Source organism: Bacillus sp. 11B20 (genome assembly GCF_056098985.1).
Genome location: NZ_JBLZWZ010000009.1, coordinates 827,018 through 845,696, shown reverse-complemented (window position 1 = coordinate 845,696; position 18,679 = coordinate 827,018). Strand labels below are relative to the sequence as shown.

16 protein-coding genes and 2 riboswitches are annotated in these 18,679 nt (G+C 40.0%); of the genes, 13 read left to right on the top strand and 3 right to left on the bottom strand.

All coding sequences use genetic code 11. The annotated features are described in order from the left end of the window. The first annotated feature begins 39 nt into the window (after positions 1-39). Positions 40-143: riboswitch (TPP riboswitch) on the top strand. Between the two features lie 87 nt (positions 144-230). From tenA to ACN6NB_RS18525, 13 genes are all read left to right on the top strand, one after another. After that, the gene (tenA, locus tag ACN6NB_RS18585; RefSeq protein WP_106025428.1) at positions 231-917 is read left to right on the top strand and encodes a thiaminase II; all 687 of its coding nucleotides are present in this window, start codon (positions 231-233) and stop codon (positions 915-917) included. After that, positions 914-1,513: an ECF transporter S component gene (locus ACN6NB_RS18580; RefSeq protein ID WP_025093768.1), complete on the top strand. Its 600-nt coding sequence runs from the start codon at positions 914-916 to the stop codon at positions 1,511-1,513. Before tenA ends, ACN6NB_RS18580 begins: the two co-directional genes overlap by 4 nt. Then, positions 1,488-3,086 (top strand): ABC transporter ATP-binding protein, encoded by a 1,599-nt coding sequence (locus tag ACN6NB_RS18575; RefSeq protein ID WP_144516204.1) that lies wholly within the window; start codon positions 1,488-1,490, stop codon positions 3,084-3,086. Before ACN6NB_RS18580 ends, ACN6NB_RS18575 begins: the two co-directional genes overlap by 26 nt. Further along, entirely contained in the window at positions 3,076-3,810 is a 735-nt protein-coding gene (locus ACN6NB_RS18570) for an energy-coupling factor transporter transmembrane component T family protein (RefSeq protein WP_058838430.1), read from the top strand. Before ACN6NB_RS18575 ends, ACN6NB_RS18570 begins: the two co-directional genes overlap by 11 nt. 150 nt (positions 3,811-3,960) lie before the next feature. Next, entirely contained in the window at positions 3,961-4,800 is an 840-nt protein-coding gene (locus ACN6NB_RS18565; RefSeq protein WP_039182599.1) for a methyl-accepting chemotaxis protein, read from the top strand. 168 nt (positions 4,801-4,968) lie between these two features. Beyond that, entirely contained in the window at positions 4,969-5,784 is an 816-nt protein-coding gene (locus tag ACN6NB_RS18560; protein WP_144491638.1) for a YwqG family protein, read from the top strand. Positions 5,785-6,021: 237 nt separating this feature from the next. Continuing rightward, complete coding sequence (gene licT, locus ACN6NB_RS18555; RefSeq protein WP_024423922.1) at positions 6,022-6,855, top strand: BglG family transcription antiterminator LicT; 834 nt, start codon at positions 6,022-6,024, stop codon at positions 6,853-6,855. A gap of 327 nt (positions 6,856-7,182) precedes the next feature. Continuing rightward, positions 7,183-9,090: a beta-glucoside-specific PTS transporter subunit IIABC gene (locus ACN6NB_RS18550; RefSeq protein WP_047202919.1), complete on the top strand. Its 1,908-nt coding sequence runs from the start codon at positions 7,183-7,185 to the stop codon at positions 9,088-9,090. Beyond that, positions 9,062-10,480, top strand: a complete 1,419-nt coding sequence (locus ACN6NB_RS18545; protein WP_144516206.1) for a glycoside hydrolase family 1 protein — start codon at positions 9,062-9,064, stop codon at positions 10,478-10,480. The genes ACN6NB_RS18550 and ACN6NB_RS18545 overlap by 29 nt, the downstream gene beginning before the upstream one ends. 187 nt (positions 10,481-10,667) lie before the next feature. Beyond that, positions 10,668-11,102, top strand: coding sequence for a hypothetical protein (locus tag ACN6NB_RS18540; RefSeq protein ID WP_144516208.1), 435 nt, complete (start codon positions 10,668-10,670; stop codon positions 11,100-11,102). Positions 11,103-11,162: 60 nt separating this feature from the next. Then, complete coding sequence (locus ACN6NB_RS18535) at positions 11,163-12,629, top strand: hypothetical protein (protein WP_144516210.1); 1,467 nt, start codon at positions 11,163-11,165, stop codon at positions 12,627-12,629. Then, entirely contained in the window at positions 12,616-13,293 is a 678-nt protein-coding gene (locus tag ACN6NB_RS18530) for an ATP-binding cassette domain-containing protein (RefSeq protein ID WP_260982277.1), read from the top strand. The genes ACN6NB_RS18535 and ACN6NB_RS18530 overlap by 14 nt, the downstream gene beginning before the upstream one ends. Then, the gene (locus ACN6NB_RS18525; RefSeq protein ID WP_144516214.1) at positions 13,290-14,405 is read left to right on the top strand and encodes a hypothetical protein; all 1,116 of its coding nucleotides are present in this window, start codon (positions 13,290-13,292) and stop codon (positions 14,403-14,405) included. Before ACN6NB_RS18530 ends, ACN6NB_RS18525 begins: the two co-directional genes overlap by 4 nt. 75 nt (positions 14,406-14,480) lie before the next feature. On the opposite strand, the gene ACN6NB_RS18520 is transcribed toward ACN6NB_RS18525, so the two are convergent. From ACN6NB_RS18520 to ACN6NB_RS18510, 3 genes are all read right to left on the bottom strand, one after another. Continuing rightward, on the bottom strand, positions 14,481-15,602 hold the full coding sequence (locus ACN6NB_RS18520) for a 5-methyltetrahydropteroyltriglutamate--homocysteine S-methyltransferase (protein WP_474253528.1): 1,122 nt from the start codon (positions 15,600-15,602) through the stop codon (positions 14,481-14,483). Between the two features lie 88 nt (positions 15,603-15,690). Then, positions 15,691-15,803: riboswitch (SAM riboswitch) on the bottom strand. A gap of 82 nt (positions 15,804-15,885) precedes the next feature. Further along, positions 15,886-17,205, bottom strand: a complete 1,320-nt coding sequence (locus ACN6NB_RS18515; RefSeq protein WP_212039555.1) for a gluconate:H+ symporter — start codon at positions 17,203-17,205, stop codon at positions 15,886-15,888. A gap of 50 nt (positions 17,206-17,255) precedes the next feature. After that, complete coding sequence (locus tag ACN6NB_RS18510) at positions 17,256-18,677, bottom strand: four-carbon acid sugar kinase family protein (RefSeq protein ID WP_366206476.1); 1,422 nt, start codon at positions 18,675-18,677, stop codon at positions 17,256-17,258. Positions 18,678-18,679: the final 2 nt, after the last annotated feature.

Below are 18,679 nucleotides of genomic sequence, written 5' to 3'. Positions count from 1 at the left end.
AAATCGCCACATGTGTAGAGTAAAGATAATTAAATGACAAAAGTCCACTAGGGGAGTCATGTATGACTGAGACAAGAGAAAATCTTGGACCCTTTGAACCTGATCTAGTTCGTACTAGCGGAGGGAAGTGGAGCTGGACCTTGTCTTATTCATGATTGAATCGATAAGAAGGCCGCTCCATTTGGGGTGGCTTTTTCATTTATTCAACTGAAGAAGAGGAGGCTTTTTTTATGACATTTTCTACGCAATTAAGGAAAGAAGCAGAACCGTTATTTGAAGCCATTTATCAGCATCCGTTCGTTAGAGGCCTGGCAGCAGGAAAGCTGGAAAAGGAACAGATCATTCATTATGTCAAACAGGATGCAGAATACTTACAAGCATTCATTAAAATTTATGCAGCAGCGCTCAGCAGATGTACAGACAGAGAGGATATTGCGTTTTTTCATCAGCAGATTGCGTTTGTACTAGATAGTGAAACGCACCCTCATCAAAACCTTTGCCGAGTGGCAGGAGTAGCGTATGATGAGCTCCAAGGTGCTTCTTTGGCTCCGAGTGCTCATCACTATATTCATCACATGCTGCAAGTCGCACAGGAAGGTACGCTGGGTGAAATCATCGCTGTCCTGCTTCCATGTCCTTGGACATATTGGGAAATAGGGAAACGAATGCTCACAGATGTGCAGCCAGACCCGTCACATCCGTTTTATGAATGGATCACGTTTTATGGAGGATTAACCGATTCTGTCACTGGTGAACTTTGCAAGCGGCTCGACCAATTGGCGGAAGCAGCAAGTGAGAAGGAAAAGGAAAAAATGAAACAGCATTTTATCTTAAGCTGCCAGCTTGAGTACAAGTTTTGGGAAATGGCCTTCACTGTTGAAGAGTGGCCAGTTCAACTGGAGGTGCATACATCATGACATGGAAGATGAAAGAAGTCGTCCTTGCCGTGATTTTATCCGTTGCGTGCGGTGTGATCTATTTAGGGTGGTCCACACTTTACTTACCGATTACAGCACTTGTTGGCCCAGCAGGAGGCAATATCATGTTTGGAATATGGGTCATTGCCAGTCCAATCGTTGCGTATATCATTCAAAAGCCGGGGGCTGCCCTGATTGCGGAAACAGCTGCCGCGGCTGTGGAATTATTGACAGGCAGCCACTTCGGACTTTCAGCTCTGCTGATTGGTGTATGCCAAGGGCTTGGGGCAGAAATCGCCTTCGCTCTTTTTGGGTATAAACGATACCGCATGTGGACACTGATGCTGTCTGGTGCCTTTGCCGCTATCGGAGCGATGGCGTACAGTCTCGTGGCAAATGGCTTCGGATATTATACGCCTCAAGTTTTACTTATGACGCTTGTGACTCAAATCATTAGTGGAATGATACTTGGCGGATGCCTTGCGAAAGTGGTGGTGGACGCACTATCCAAAACTGGTGTACTCAATCAATATGCCATCATGAAAGAAAAACGAAATAAAGGTGAACAGCATGAATTCATTTCTCGCGTGCAATGATCTGACTGTCCGTTTTTATGAACAGCCTAAGCCTGTTTTAAATCAAATCTCCCTGACGATTCAAAAAGGGGAAAAGGTGCTTATTTTAGGACCGAGCGGAAGCGGGAAATCCACGCTCATTTCGGTTCTGGCTGGAATCATTCCAGAGCATGTGGAAGCAGACATGCAGGGCGAAGTGGTGTTACAAAGACATACAGGCGTCATGTTTCAAGATCCAGACTCTCAGTTTTGTATGCACCGCGTCAATGAAGAAATTGCCTTTAGCTTAGAGAATCGTTCCGTCCCACGTGAAGAGATGGATGACATCATTCAGCAGCTCATGCAAAAAGTCCAACTGGATGTCGATCCGCATACAGAGATTCACACTTTATCTGGCGGCATGAAGCAGCGATTGGCACTTGCTTGTTTACTAGCATTACAGCCGGATGTTCTATTCTTTGATGAACCAACCGCACAGCTTGACCCGGCAGGTAGAATGGACATATTTCAACTGCTGCAGCAGCTTGCAGCCGATCAGCAGCAAACCATGATTTTTGTAGAGCATGTGCTTGACGGAGTCATCGAATGGATGGATCGGGTAATTTTATTAGATGATCAAGGCAGCATTTTAGCAGATGGAGCTCCAAAAGATGTGCTCGTGACATATGAGGAAGAAATGAAAGAGGCAGGAATTTGGCGGCCAAAATTATTTCCCGAGAAATGGTCCACGATTATTCAAGATCCATTTCATCCACTGAGTCAAACCTTTATGCAAACCTACGAAGCAAGAAAAGCGCAGCATGAAAAAGTGCCGTCAATCGAACGAGAGACAATGATTCGTACAGAAAATCTTCAATTAAGCTACGGGAAAAAAAGGATTATGAGTAACCTTCAGCTTGATATCAAAGCAGGAGATTGGGTGGCGATTATTGGAGAAAATGGGAGCGGAAAAAGTACGTTTCTCAAACATTTGATCCGCTTAGAGCCAGCTAAAAAAGGTCATATTTTCTTAAAAGAAACAGACCTTAAAAAATGGTCTGACCGACTACTCTATGAAAAAGCAGGCTTTGTGTTTCAAAATCCGGAGCTTCAATTTATACAAGACACAGTATTCGATGAAATTGCTTTTGGCGGCAGACAGCGCAACTGGCCAGAATCAGTCGTACAAGAAAAAACGGTCCAGCTGCTGAAAGAGTTCGGTTTAGAGAAGCATGTAAAAGCACATCCCTTCACCTTAAGTTTAGGGCAAAAAAGAAGATTGAGTGTTGCCACGATGCTCCTTTTTGATCAAGATGTATTGCTGTTAGATGAACCGACTTTCGGTCAGGATGAAAAAACAGCGAAGGAATTAATGAGGCGTTTAAAAGAACGGCAGCGCCAAGGCACGACCATTGTGATGGTTACACATGATATGGAGCTTGTCGATGAATGTGCCGATCAAGTGCTTCTTTTTCATCAAGGCAAGCATGTATATGATGGTCCCCCTTATGATTTATTCTCAAATCAGGAACTTGTCGATGCTTATCAGCTGAAAGCTCCCTTACATTATCGCTATGTGGCAGAAAGAAAGGATGTGCTGACAATTGCAAAGTAATCATTCCTTTCTTTCTACTGTGAATCCAGTCATGAAATTACTCGCTCACCTGCTTGCGATGGGCTGCCTCATGGCGATATCTGATCCTAAAACAACCTTTATCATCTGGCTGTTTGCTCTTGGCATTGGACTTGTTTTAGGTGGATGGAATATGAAGTATCTCATCACAAGGCTTGTCCCTTATCTGCTCTTTTTTATTCTCGTCTTTTGGATGATGGCGGCATTCGGCAAGGGGGATCATACTGTTTGGAAGTGGGCGTGGTTTCATATCACGGAGGAGAGTTTAAGAAATGGTCTCACCATCGCTTTCAGAATGCTTGGATTTGTGACATTTGGTCTCCTTTTTACGTCCACAACCGATTTGACGGCATTTATGATGAGTCTGATTCACCAATGCCGAATGTCCCCAAAATGGGCGTATGGAATGCTTGCCGGCTTCCGGTTTATTCCGTTATTTCAAAGTGAATTAAAACAAATGAAAGCTGCACATAAAATCAGAGGCTACAAGCAAAAAAACAGCTGGAAAGCCTTTATGCGTTATGCATTACCCCTTTTTACACAAGGTGTACGAAAATCAGAGCGCTTAGCGATTGCGATGGAAGCCAGGGGCTTCACAGGGACGAGAGAGCGAACGTATTATCATATCATCAGCACCTCATGGATTGACTACATGTATCTTTTTCTCATCGGTATCAGTGTCTTTATGTGCATTTACTTTTTTTAAAAAACACCCACATTCACTAGATAGAATGTGGGCTTTTTATATGCCTTAGGTCATTTGATTGATATTAGTACACATTACAGGCTGTAATAGATCATATAACGAACCGATAAAGAAGGTGTACTGAGAAAAAGAGAGGATGAACGTAAGCGAATGTCACAGAGAATTGATAACATAATAGACGCTTTACCAATCATTGGACTTGCTATGAGAGAACAGCTAACTTTTTCTGTTTTAGGGAAAGAGAAGGTTCTTTATTATCAGCAACATGGGAATATTGATTTAGGATTTAAAGCTGGTGATACAGTAGATCCTGGATTCCAAAACTTTGCGATGCTGAAAAATGGGAGAGAACCATCGTTTATCCAAATTCCGAAAGAAGTATACGGGATTCCAATGGATATCGTAGCCGTTCCAATTACTGATGAATCAGGTCAAGTGGTTGCTGCCTTCTGTGTGGCCTATGACCAAACGAATCAACAACGATTAGAGCACATCATGACGGAGAGCAACGAGGCTTCCGAAAAACTAGTCGCAATGGTACAGCAGGTTGCCGCACATTCAGAGGAACTACAAGCGACAAGTGAACAAATTCTACAAAATACGAAAACCACTGTCGAAAATTCCTCTAAAATCAATCAAGTGTCTAATCTCATTAAAGGTATCTCTGATCAAACGAACTTACTTGGACTTAACGCATCAATAGAAGCTGCAAGAGTGGGAGAAGCAGGAGCAGGCTTTGGAGTGGTCGCAACAGAAGTGAGAAAGCTGTCAACTCACGCGAAACAGGCGACAACTGATATTGAAACAGCCCTAAAAGATGTGCAGGGATCGATCAAAGGAATGGAAGAAGAAATTGCGCAAATTGTCGCTTCCTCTGAGCATCAGGCAGAACTTGTTGGCACTTTTACAAAAATTATTGAAGGCCTTCATGAAACAAACGAAACAATGAAATCATTGGCAAACGACTTAGTGAACTATCAAGTAAAATAAAGAATGACAAAACCTCCAGCTGAATCGGAGGTTTTTTTATCATTTCAAGGTGAGAAACTTGTTAGGATCATGACCGTTTTATCGCTGACAGGCAGGGTACACTTCTGTATGATAGAAAAAGAGAGACTAGTTTTGTGATTAGACCTATTCATAAGGAGGAAGATCATCGTGACACAATCAGCGAAGCTGAAAGAAATACTTGCACCCTACCGTCCGTTGTTAGATGAAACGGAAAAACCAATGATACAATTGCAGATGAAACAAGGAAAAACAGGACCATACGACAGCAAAATAGCTGGTGATCCTTACTTCCCCAGAAACGACGAATATCCAGTTGACGGCGAAGGACATCCTATGAAACTTTTGGCACAAATCAATTTCGGTCAGCTGCCAAAGCTAAAGGATTATCCAGAAACAGGGATTTTGCAAGTCTTTATTTCTGTGCATGATGATCTTTATGGAATGAATATTGACCATAAAACAGAGCAAAAAGATTTTCGAATTAAATTTATTGAGGAACCTTTCTTGGCAGAAGAAGAGTTATTGACTGATTTTTCTTTTGTGAAAATTCCAGATGATTTTTATTTTCCTGTAACGAAAGAAGGCGCAATTACAGGTGAATTAGCAAGCGAAACGATCAGTGTAGGAGATTTCCGCTTTGAAAAAGTCACAGGAAAAAACAGCTGGGACCTATTCGAAGATGCAGATGGTGTTAATGGCGAAGAAGCAGATGCCCTGCTGGATGAATTTTATGAAACAGCGAGTGGCTTTGGTCACAAATTGGGCGGGTACCCAGGGTTTACACAAGAAGACCCGCGTACCTATGTAGATCAAGAACATACTGTTTTATTATTACAAATTGACTCAGATGATGAAGTAGATTTGATGTGGGGAGATTGCGGTATTGCCAACTTCTTTATCAAACCAGAAGACCTCAAACGAAAAAATTTCGAGAATGTTGTCTATAATTGGGACTGCTCCTGATTTTGTAAAAAACACACTTTAAACACTCTTTATAGAGTGTTTTTTTGTGTATGTTTTTAGACTTTTTTGTCCCTATTTCGTCATTTCTAAGAGGCAATATGTCATTCTTACTAGTTGACCGGATCAAAAAAAAATGTAAAATCATCTTAAAGTCCTCTTTTTTGAAAATAATAATAACATGACATATGATTCAACGATAAAATGCTCGAAAAAGCGGAATGTACTGGGGGGTATCAATTGATCATTTCGAAAGTAATCAATAATAATGTTGTCAGTGCGTATGATGACGAGCAGCATGAGCTGGTCATTATGGGCAGAGGGATCGCGTTTCAAAAGAAAAGCGGAGACCCGATTGACGAAGAACGAATCGAGAAGGTATTTTCTATTCAAAATAAAGATATATCAGAAAAATTCAAAACCCTGCTTTATGATATTCCAATCGAGTATATGCAAGTGTGCGAGGCGATTATTGAGCATGCGAGAACGACTCTTAACAAAAATTTAAATGACAGCATCTATGTGACGCTGACGGATCATATCACCTTTGCCATAGAACGTCATCAAAAAGGAATGGACATCAAAAATGCCTTGCTCTGGGAAATCAAACGGCTGTATAAAGATGAGTTCAGATGTGGTTTAGAAGCTATTCGGATCATTGAGGACAAGCTGAGCATCCATCTTCCTGAGGATGAAGCCGGCTTTATTGCCATGCATATTGTCAATGCAGAGCTCAATGAGGAAATGCCAAACGTGATTCAAATCACCAAACTCATTCAAGATATTTTAAACATCGTTAAATATCACTTTCAAATTGATTTAGACGAGGAATCATTAAATTATTTCCGTTTTGTGACGCATTTGAAGTTTTTTGGGCAGCGTCTGTTTAACGAAACTCAAATGGAAAATCAAAATGAGTTTCTGTATGAAGTGGTAAAAGAGAAAAACACTGCAGCTTTTCAATGTGCAGAAAAAATTAACGAGTATGTTCAAAAAGAATACAACCGAAGTCTCATAGAAGATGAAATGCTATATTTAACTTTGCATATAGACAGAGTAATAAAAAGAAAATAAATTCAAAAAGAAAGCGTTGACATCACAAAATTAACATGATAATTTATAACTATAAACTAAATAACCCACAATCTTTTAGGATTGTTACTGGTCAAGCAGGCAAAACCTAAATCATTGTCCCTATCTTTGATAAGGCATGATTTAGGTTTTTTTATATCTAAAGACTTATAAAAATTAAATAACGATCAATCGCTATGAAGGATTGTTACTGGTTAAGCAGGCAAAACCTAAATATCGATTAATGTCTGAATCGCTATTTCTCGGACATTAATGGATGTTTAGGTTTTTTCTATATCAAGATGAAATCGACGATTGGAGGGTAACACAATGAACCACAAACAAACAGCAAAAGAAGTGCTAGAACTTGTCGGCGGTGAAAAAAATGTTAAGCAAGTCACACATTGTATGACAAGACTTCGCTTCAACTTATACGATGAAAGCAAGGCAGATAAAGAAAAGCTGCAATCAACAGACGGCGTCATGGGCGTGAATCAAAGCGGCGGTCAATACCATGTCATTATCGGTAACGATGTATCAAACGTCTATCAAGCAATGATTGCTGACTCTGGGTTATCAACAGATGTAAAATCAAGCGGTACAGAAGAAGCATCAAAACAAAATGTGATATCAAAGCTTTTCGATTTTATCTCTGGTGTCTTCACACCAATTCTCCCAGCCATCGCTGGAGCCGGTATGATCAAAGGGATTTTGGCACTGATGCTCACATTTCAGTGGATATCAGATAAAAGCAGCACGTATGCGATTTTAACAGCTATCGGAGATGGAGCCTTTTACTTCTTACCGATTCTACTTGCTGTAAGCGTAGCCAAAAAAATTGGTACAAATCAGTATATCGCAGCTGCCATTGCAGCAGCAGCACTGCACCCGCAGTTAACCGCTTTACTGGGTGCGGGAAATACAGAATTTCTCGGCTTGCCAGTGGTTGCCGTTGTGTACTCTTCATCGGTGATTCCAATTCTACTTACCATTTGGCTCGGCTCATATGTTGAAAGATTTGCGGAAAAATATAGTCCAAAATCATTAAAGATCATCCTTGTTCCAACAGTCACACTTCTTGTCGTTGTACCAGTTATGCTTATCGCGGTTGGACCGCTTGGTGGAATTATCGGAAATGGCCTTTCAGGTGGAATTGATTTATTGTTTAAACATGCAGGTATTTTGGCAGGGCTCTTGATAGGCGGATTCATGTCACCATTGATCATTACGGGCATGCACTATGCACTGCTTCCAATCATGATTAACAACATTACGTTAAACGGTTTTGACTTTATTCTTCCAATGATGTTTGTAGCGAATATGGCACAAGCAGGCGCAGCATTCGGTGTCTTCTTAAGATCAAAAAACAAAACATTCAAATCATTGGCGATGTCTACAAGTATCACAGCCTTAATGGGTATTACTGAACCTGCTATGTATGGTGTGAACATGCGATTGAAAAAACCGTTCCTTGCAGCCCTCATTGGTGCAGCAGCAGGCGGCGTGTTCATGTCGATCTTTAAAGTAAAATCATATGTGATATCTGGATCAGCAGGCCTCCCAGGTCTCCCAACATTCATTGGACCAACATTTGTCTACTCAATCATCGGTTTAGTCATCGGATTTGTTGTAGCAACGATCATGACACTTGTTCTAGGCTTTAAAGATGTACCAGTAAAAGAAGATACAAAAGCAGACAAACCAGAAGAAAAGAAAGACACAGCGGCGCTTCAAAATGAAGTGGTACAAAGCCCGCTTGAGGGCCAGCTAAAGCCGCTCAATCAAGTAAATGATGCAACATTCTCTAATGAAATCATGGGTAAAGGTGCAGCCATTGTACCAACTGTTGGACGCGTTGTTGCACCGTTCAACGGCAAGGTTGAAACCATTTTCCACACAAAACATGCCATTGGCTTGAAGAGTGACCAAGGCACAGAACTTCTTATTCATGTCGGGATTGACACGGTAAAACTTGACGGAAAGTATTTCACAAGTCATGTGCAGTCCGGTGATCTTGTACAAGCAGGGGATGTGCTCGTTGAATTTGATATCAAGGGTATTCAGCAAGAAGGCTATGATGTGACCACACCTGTTATTGTGACCAACACAAATGATTATGCTCAAGTTGATGCGAAAACAGATGGAGCGATTACAGTGAAAGAGACACTGCTTACAGTCAGTGTAGAAGAAAAAGAGGAGGGTATTCAACATGAACAAGTTAGAAAAAACATTTCCTAAAGGTTTCTTATGGGGCGGTGCTGTTGCAGCCAACCAAATTGAAGGCGCATATAATAAAGGTGGAAAAGGCTTATCGACAGCAGACGTATCACCGCATGGTATTATGCACCCATTCGATGAATCAATGAAAGACCTTAACTTATATCATGATGCCATCGATTTCTACCATCGCTATAAAGAAGATATTGCACTCTTTGCAGAAATGGGATTCAAGTGCTTCAGACTATCCATTTCTTGGCCGCGTATTTTTCCAAATGGCGACGATGCGGAACCGAATGAAGCAGGCCTCGCTTTTTATGAAAGAGTATTTGATGAACTGCATAAGCATGGAATTGAGCCAGTTGTCACGATCTCTCACTATGAAATGCCGCTTGCACTTGTGAAAAACTACGGCGGATGGAGAAACCGTAAGCTTGTGGATCTTTATGAAACATACGCTAAAACATTGTTCACTCGCTTTAAAGATAAAGTGAAATATTGGATGACCTTCAATGAAATTAATGTCGTGTTACATGCGCCTTTCACTGGCGGCGGGCTTGTATTTGAAGAAGGTGAAGATGAGAAAAGCATTCAATATCAAGCAGCGCATCACCAATTTGTGGCAAGTGCTCTGGCTGTTAAAGCAGGACATGAAATCATTCCAGATGCAAAAATTGGCTGTATGATTGCAGCGATGACCACATATCCGTACAGCTCAAGACCAGAGGATATGTTTGCTGCAATTGAGCAAGACCGCAAAACATTGTTCTTCTCAGATGTACAGGCAAGAGGCTATTACCCAGGTTACATGAAACGTTATTTCCTTGAAAATGACATCAACATTGAGTTCCAAGACGGGGACGAAGACATTTTAAGAAACCATACAGTTGACTATATTGGCTTCAGTTATTATATGAGTTTTGTGACGAGTACAGATCCAAAGGTCCTTGAACAAGTTACTGGTGGTAACCTATTTGAAGGTGTGAAAAACCCATATCTGGAAGCAAGTGATTGGGGCTGGCAAATTGATCCGAAAGGACTTCGTACAACACTGAATCAGCTGTATGACCGCTACCAAAAGCCATTGTTTATCGTAGAAAATGGATTGGGTGCTGTCGATCAAGTAGAAGAAGACGGATCAATTCAAGACGATTACCGAATTGATTACCTCAGAAGCCATTTGCTAGAGGCGAGAGAAGCCATCGCAGACGGAGTAGACCTGATCGGTTATACAAGCTGGGGCCCAATTGACCTAGTCAGCGCATCAACGGCTGAAATGAAAAAACGCTACGGCTTCATTTATGTCGACCGTGATAATGAAGGAAACGGTACATTAGATAGAAAGAAAAAGAAAAGCTTCGATTGGTATAAACAAGTGATTGCGACGAATGGAGAGCATTTGGATGTATAAAAAAGAAAAACCACTCAATGCATTGAGTGGTTTTTCTTTTTGGATAATTAAACACATAAGTTGAAAAATGTTACATAATTGTGAGGATTGTCGTAATATGTCGAGTGATAGAGGTTGATATAAATTTGGAAATATTGGATAATTATCCCTATTGTGGAATAACTATATCGAGAAATCGGGGGAAAATATGTCTAAAATTAAATTTTTATATGTAGCTATTATTTTTGTAGTTGCATCATCATTATTTTATGTTCAAGATGCTCAAGCTTATAGAGCAGTGAAAACAATTTCTAAGGTAACGGCTAAAGCGGATTTACCATATTGGTCTGACCTTAAAGGTTGCGGTAAGTTTAAAGCTCAAAGTCAAACAACACGTAAAGGTTTTAAGAAACTTCATCACGATGTCAGTTTCTATACTGTTGGTGGAAGTGTTTCTGCTCCAGGAACAGGAGCTACAGGAAGTGCTTCAAGTAAATCTTATAGTAAGTCAACGAAAGGTAAAATCTACACTACTTCAGGTAACGTTTGTGCAGGTGGATTAGCTATTTATCTAGGTATGTATACGACAACTGAAGTAGATCAAAATAGCAGCAGAACATACACAGCTACAGCCAAAATCTAAATCTAAAAGTCTATTCGATTCAGTTATTCCACAATTATTATAATATTAGGAGAATACATGATGTATAGAATACTAATATTTATCGTCTCAATAATCTTGATTGTAACGGGTTGTAGTCAAAATGAGAATTTGTCTATGCAAAGAAAGATATATAATAAAGACTTTGAACGTACTATTCATTCCTATATGAAGAGTGAGTCAGGAGGTCAAGTCTTTGAGGTTAACAGTCAACAAGAACAACCATCTGAACTAATTCACAACACACTAGCACTTTACCAAAAAAAGCAAGGTCACAATAGTAAACAAGTAGAATGTAGGGAAGAAAAAAATCAATTTTTCTGTAAGGTGGCACTTTCTCAAGTAACATATACAAGTAAATTTTCCAAGAAAGATATCACCAGCGCGGATTCCTATTTAAACCTTTTCTTATTATATGATACTTTTACTAAAATAAAAGATTCTAGCGGCATTAGACTAGTCAAAAAAACTTTCTCCAAATTGGATAAGCCGTCTCCGCAAGATAAAATAGAGTACGATTATTATCTAATCTTGACATCATATTTTCATCATAAGGTACCTTCTTTTTTAGAAAAAGAAATTCAATCTAATTTGGCAGAGTATACAAGTCTATCTCTTTTTGATTATGACGAACCTATCATTCTTTATGCATCTCTTATATTGGCGAACATGTTAGAGATAGAGTCCAATGTGAAACATTTAACGAAGATTTATTTTAATGAAGATAACCAAAAAACCATTTTGTTTAGAGATGAAATTACATATTGGTTTCATTTTCAAATCATTCAGTTATTACAGGATATGAATCATAAAAAAAAGAATGAGCTTACTTTTAACATTCCTTCAAATTATAAGCCTTTTCCTTCATTATTTTACTCATTAGACTCTTTAAGGAATATTTATTTAATGTCGAATATTTTTTCTAGTGCTGATCTCGATCAAGCAGAAGAATACAGGAGAATTTTAACTAATCGTTATGAAGGTTTACTAGAAGATGAAGATCAATTAAGTAGTTATCAGAATCAGTTTTTTGCAAAGCAAATTACGAGCGAATTAGGCTTGCCGTTTGACGAAACATTGATTCCTAATGGCACATGTCAAAACATAGAGAATATTAGTGAAATGTACTATTGCTTTAAACTTAAAGGAGGAAAAGCCGATAAGAGTACTATGCAGTGGAGCGATTCAGATGATTTATTAACAACTCTTATGAAATATGATATTGTAGACATTAATCAAAATGATAAGAATAAATTGGTAGATATGTTTAATGAAGTTATTTCGTATCATGGAGATAATCATTACATTATTCTCAATCTATATACGGATATTTTATTACGCTATAATCTGGATGTGCCAAAAGTTAAAATTAAGAAAAAAATTCAAGCCTCTCAATGTGGCTTAGGTTATTGCACATCTAAAGGAAGTTACGATTTTGAATTAAGTGTTTATGGAAATCACACACTTAATTTATTAGAGGGGATTGAGATGGCTAGTGAACTTAGATAATAAGGAAGATACGTCGATTCTAAAGGTCGACCACCTTGGTTTTCAATATGGGAATGCAACCATCTTGAAAGATTTGTCTTTACATATTCAAGGCCCTGGTCTTTATGCCCTTTATGGAGAAAGTGGTAGTGGAAAGACAACATTTATTAACGTTATTGCATTGATTCAAAAACCGAGTTCTGGGAAGATGATGTTGTTCAACCAGTCCATTGATTATACAAATCAAGAACAGGTTGATAAATACCGCAAGAAAATTGCCTATTTCTTTCAAGATCTGAACTTGATTGAGTCTTTAACCGTCAGAGAAAATTTACATGTCATCTCGTTAATTAATGAACAAGAAGTCTCAAATGAAAGATTAGCAGAACAGGCTAAGAAGCTTAAAATGAGCGAGAAACTTGATGTCACAGTAAGTAATCTGTCAGGCGGAGAAAGGCAACGCGCTGCTTTTTTGAAAATCATGCTGTTTGATTATTCATTGATTCTATTAGATGAACCAACAAACAACCTTGATAAAGATAACATTCAGATGATGCTTGGTATGTTATCTGAATTGAAGAAAACGAAGACGATTTTAGTCGTTACACACTCTGATACGGTTGTGCAACATGCCGATGTTGTCCTTCGTTTTGAAGATTTGAATAAAAAGGACCAGTCCATATGAAAAAATTATTCGTCTTTGAGTATTTAAAAAAGAAACATCGATCGACTCTGAGAAAATTGGCTGTTTTGAATTTTGTATTGCTGATGTTAATCTTTTTCTCCATATTTACTATCTTGATTTCTGCTGATAATATTTATAAAAATGTATTGACTAACGATCGCCTATCAATGGTTTTAATTAATGGATATTCGAAAACTGGTGAGTATCAATACGATACAGATAAAATTAAGCGGATGCCGAATGTCAAAGACATTGTTTACGAATATGACGTCTCGTTATCTATTGAAGCAAATGGAGAAACGGATATATTGTCAGCTTTATCATTCAATTCGACAACAAAAGAAGCTGTGAGTTATGAAGGGGATCTAAAAGAAAACACTATTCTGCTTCCAGAAAGATTTAAAGGCAAAAAAATAAAAGCATATGATGGTGAAGTAGAACCATTAAAAGCGAATATTGAGTACTACAAAGGAGAAGGGAATTATTTTTTAAAAGATTACAGTTACCTATCACCAGATCTGTACAAAAAATTGAGTAGTCAAATTAAGATTGGTGAGAACTACGATGGTGTTAGAACACTCATTGTTAATTTAAATAAAACCGAGGATATTTATGAGTTTGTGAACCAGTTCGATCGAATGTTCGATGAAGAAGATGTTTTTGTATACTACCAAGCGCAAGGTCTAGAAAAACTAGTTGCTAATTCAAAATTGTCATTTTTGCTGCTTGTTGTTTTTCAAATCATTTTATTTGTGGTGATTGCTTTTATTTATCGAGGTCAGATGCATACACTCATTAGCATTTTGAATCGAGATTTATTGTCCTTGTATTTAAATGGGATGTCACCAAAGGATATGATCAAGCAATTTTACAGTAGTATAGACAAGATGAACCTAAAAGTGTATATTGTTGCGTTACTATTTATTGCCGTCTTGGGTGCTTTCCTACTTGGACAATTACCGGGAGAGATCATTCTATGGATTGGTGGTACAGCAGTTGGACTTCTACTTATCTTGGTTCTATTGAATAAATGGTTTGTGCGATACATTATCACAAAACGTATGAAGAAAGAACTGTCACAAGAGAATATCGTATCAAGATTACGAAACTAAGAAAAAGAACTGCTTATTGGCAGTTCTTTTCTAATAATAAAACCCTTAAACTTAGAGAGCTTAGAACAAGATGTTTTATTTCCACACTTGATCAGCAATCTCAATCACATGACGCAGTTTTTCCCATTGCTGTTCTTCTGTTAACAGGTTGCCTTCCTCTGTTGAGGCGAAACCGCATTGTGGACTCAAACAAATTTGGTTAATGTCCACATATTGAGCCGCTTCCTCAATGCGTTTTTTAATCTGTTCAACTGGCTCAAGCTCACCGTATTTTGAAGTGACAAGGCCTAGTACGATTTGAAGGTTTGGGTTCTTCACATATCGAAGAGGCTCAAATCCGCCAGAACGATCGTCGTCGAATTCTAAAAAGAGACCATCAAGATCTAAGCCGGCGAAAATTGTTTCTGCCGCTGCTTCGTAACCACCTTCAGCAGCCCAAGTTGATTTAAAGTTACCGCGGCAAATGTGCATAGTAATCACCAAATCCTCTGGGCGATCGGCAACAGCTTCATTGATTGTCTTCGCAAACGACTCACGAAGTTCATCCTCTTCACGGCCAAAGGCTTTGATTTGCTCGTGACCTTTTTCAGAAAAGAACACGGCCCATGCCGTATCATCCAGCTGCAAGTAGCGGCAGCCTGCATCATAAAAAGCACGGATGGCTTTCTTATACGCCTGTGCCACATCATGGTGGAATTCCTCTAAGCTGTCATACACTCCTTCTTCAAGCTTTCCACGGAAAAAGAGCATATTGGGACTTGGAATCGTCATTTTAGCCGTATGATCACCAGCGATGCTGTGAAGGAAACGATAATCCTCCAACATTGGATGATCTGTAAAATCGATCTTGCCTGTTACCTTGATCCCTCTTGCTTTTGTCGTCGTGTTATGGAATTGAATGCCCTGATCTGCTTCAAATCCTTCAACCCCATCGAGTCCTTCCAGAAAGTCAAAATGCCACCATGCACGTCTGAACTCACCATCTGTGACAACCTCTAACCCAATTTCTTTTTGCTTCTCTACAATACGTGTGATTTCTTCGTTTTCAATTTGTCGGAGTTGTTCTGCTGTCAGCGTACCGTCTGCTTTTAGCTTGCGTGCTTCCTTGATGCGTTCTGAACGTAGTAAGCTTCCTACTTGATCTGCGCGGTATGGCGGTTTCGTTGTTTTCTTTCCAATGGTTTTTACTTGTGTCATGCTGAATCCCTTCTTTCTTCAGGTTAAAAAATCAAATAAAAAAGCTCTTCCTTGGATAAGGAAGAGCATCATATACTGTGAGAACTCTGCCTTATCTTCAAACAAGCATCTGCTTGCTTAAGGAATTAGCACCATTCTGTTCCTAGGAACAGCGGTTGCCGGGTTTCACAGGGCCAGTCCCTCCACCACTCTTAATAAGGTTACCTTTTGATTCAATTTTCTTAATAAACACAATTATTCAACGTTTTTAGGGAAAAGTCAATGGTTTTTACAATTTAATTTCCTACATGAACAAATCAGCAACAAGAACACCAGCAAGTCCGACAAGTGAAAGCACGGTGACCATCAAAGTCCACGTTTTAAAGGTTTGAGCCATTGATAGGTTAAAGTATTCTTTATAAATCCAGAAACCTGCATCATTCACATGAGAGAACGTGATACTGCCGGCACCTGTTGCGATCACCATTAACTCAGGGCTGACACCCGTCAGGCCAATCAGTGGTGCAGAAATGCCAGCCGCCGTGAGACCGGCGACAGTCGCTGATCCTAAAGAGACACGAAGGACAGCAGCAATGAGCCAAGTCAGAAGCAGGGGAGAAAGTGTGCTTCCTTGCATGATCCCTGCAATGTATTGATCGACGCCGCTATCAATGAGCACCTGTTTAAAGGCGCCTCCGCCCGCAATAATTAATAAAATCATGGCAATAGAGCCGATAGAATCCGTGATGGACTTCATTACGTCATGCATGCTCTTTCCTCTTCCAAGCCCAAACGTGTAGATGGCAAGCAGCACTGAGATTAATAGTGCAATCGCCGGTTCGCCTAAAAACTCAGCGGTAGGCAGCAATGGGGAGGAAGGGAAGAAAATTTCTAGAAATGCTCTGAAAGTCATAAGCAATACAGGCAAAACAGCGGTGAAAATGCTAATGCCGAAGCTAGGCATTTCTTCTTCTGTGAATTCCTTTGGATTAAATAAGTTCTTTGGGATATGTGCGTGCAACTGGTCTTTTTTAAATAGTTTTGTAAACAGAAGTCCACCTACTAAAACAGCAGGAATCGCTAAAATAATCCCAACCAATAAGGTTTGTCCCATGTTTGCTTGAAAGACATTCGCAATGGCAGTCGGCCCTGGGTGAGGAGGGAGGAAGCCATGTGTGGTGATGAGAGCAGCGACAAGCGGCATGCCCACATACAGCACAGGAAGTCTTGCAGCCTGAGCGATCGTAAAGACTAATGGAATTAAAATAATGAATCCGGTTTCATAAAATAGAGCAATTCCAATCACAAATCCAGTCAGCATTGTCGCCCATTGGATTTTTCCGATGCCAAATCGGTCAATGAGTGTCATCGCGATACGCTGAGCACCGCCAGAATCAGCCATCAATTTCCCAAGCATCGCTCCAAAACCGAGAACGAGTGCCAGGTGTCCGAGCGTACTGCCAAGTCCTTTTTCGACGGAAGCAATCGCTTCTAGTGGTGTCATCCCTTCTAACACAGCAACAATTAAAGAGACAATAATCAAAGAAATGAAAGCGTTTAACTTAAAGACAACCATGAGTAAAAGCAATAACAAAACGCCAAGTCCAATAAACACTAACGACATGATCTTTCCTCCTTTGTGGTGCATAAGGGGGCGCAAACACCCCCTATGCCTTATCCTTCAAGTATGTCTACAGCTTCTTTTAACGTATCCTTTGACCCAACATTTCCCGGGAAAATCACATAAGACATGAAAGGGAATTTACTTTCTTCTCCTGTTTGCCAAACAGGGATCCCTGGTTTGATTTGACCTGCCACGGTCGCACGTCTCACGCTAAGTCCTCTTGTCCCAATATCGCTGGAGGTGATTCCGCCTTTGGCAATGAGATACTTAGGACGAATGGTGAGGCGCTGGACAATACTTGTCACAGCATCACTAATCTGTACAGAGAGCTTTAATTCTTCCTCTTGGCGATCATCCCCAAGATCAAGCCGTTCTCTTCTTGTATAAATAGCCACAGATTGACCTGCTACCAACAGTGCTTCAGTTTGCTGAATGACACGGTCAATTTCTTTGCGAAAGGCATCAGGCTCTAACACGAGGTGGGTATTAAATTCAATAAAAGCCATCTCTTTATTTTGCTCAAGCGCTTGTAATTGTTCTGTTGTTTTTTTTACATGAGAACCGACCATAATGAGACCACCATGAGGGCTTTCTTCTTGTATCAAGTCATCTCTTGTTAATAAGGCGTGATCCCCTATACCGCCAAGTACTTTTGTGAGCGCCGCCGCACTTCTGAACATCAGCTGCTGTCCTGCTTGAATGGCTTCAATGAGAGCGGTGACAAAGACTTTGACATCGTCATAGTCCACTGCGTTTACAACCACTTTTTTGAAGTCCTTCACACCAATGAGCTGTTGTTTGATTTGATCGATGCGTAAAGCCCGCAGATCAGCTAACGAAATGTAGGTCGTGTTCTTTTTTGTGAACAATCCCTCTGACTTTTCTTCAATCCATTCTCCTAGATGAGAGGATTGAAAGCCGAATGTACGGTCTCTTGCAAATTCTGTATCACCAGCAGGAATTAATTCGTGTCCTTCCTGTACGTAATGAATATTGTCGATCGTAAAGCGTCCGCCTTCTTGGAAAAAAGGAAGAAGGATTTCTCCATCGAACTGGCGGGAGCTTTGCTGTTCAATGGTCGTTCTGAGTACTTCAGTTTCAAGCGGAAAGTGTCCGCGAAGAGTAGAATCTCCTCGGCTGACAATGATGAATTCCTGATTAAGCCGTTCAGCCACCTTTACAATGGTTGCAGCAATTGTTTCGTGCGCAGCGGCAGTTTCTTTCTCTGTCATACTGCGAGAATTTGTCAGTATAAAGAACATGCGGCTGTCTTCAAGAAAACCAGCCTCAATGCTTTCTTCTGACCAATCGGTGAAAACAGAGACGCCATGTACGGTTTGAATCCCTGTTGGATCATCGTCTAATACAATGACTTTATGCTGAAAGTCGCTCAGTGCTTGTTCGTATGCTGATTGAATGGCCTTTGAATCTGCTTTTGGAATGGCATTCAATATGTCAGTACTTTGCTTCATGA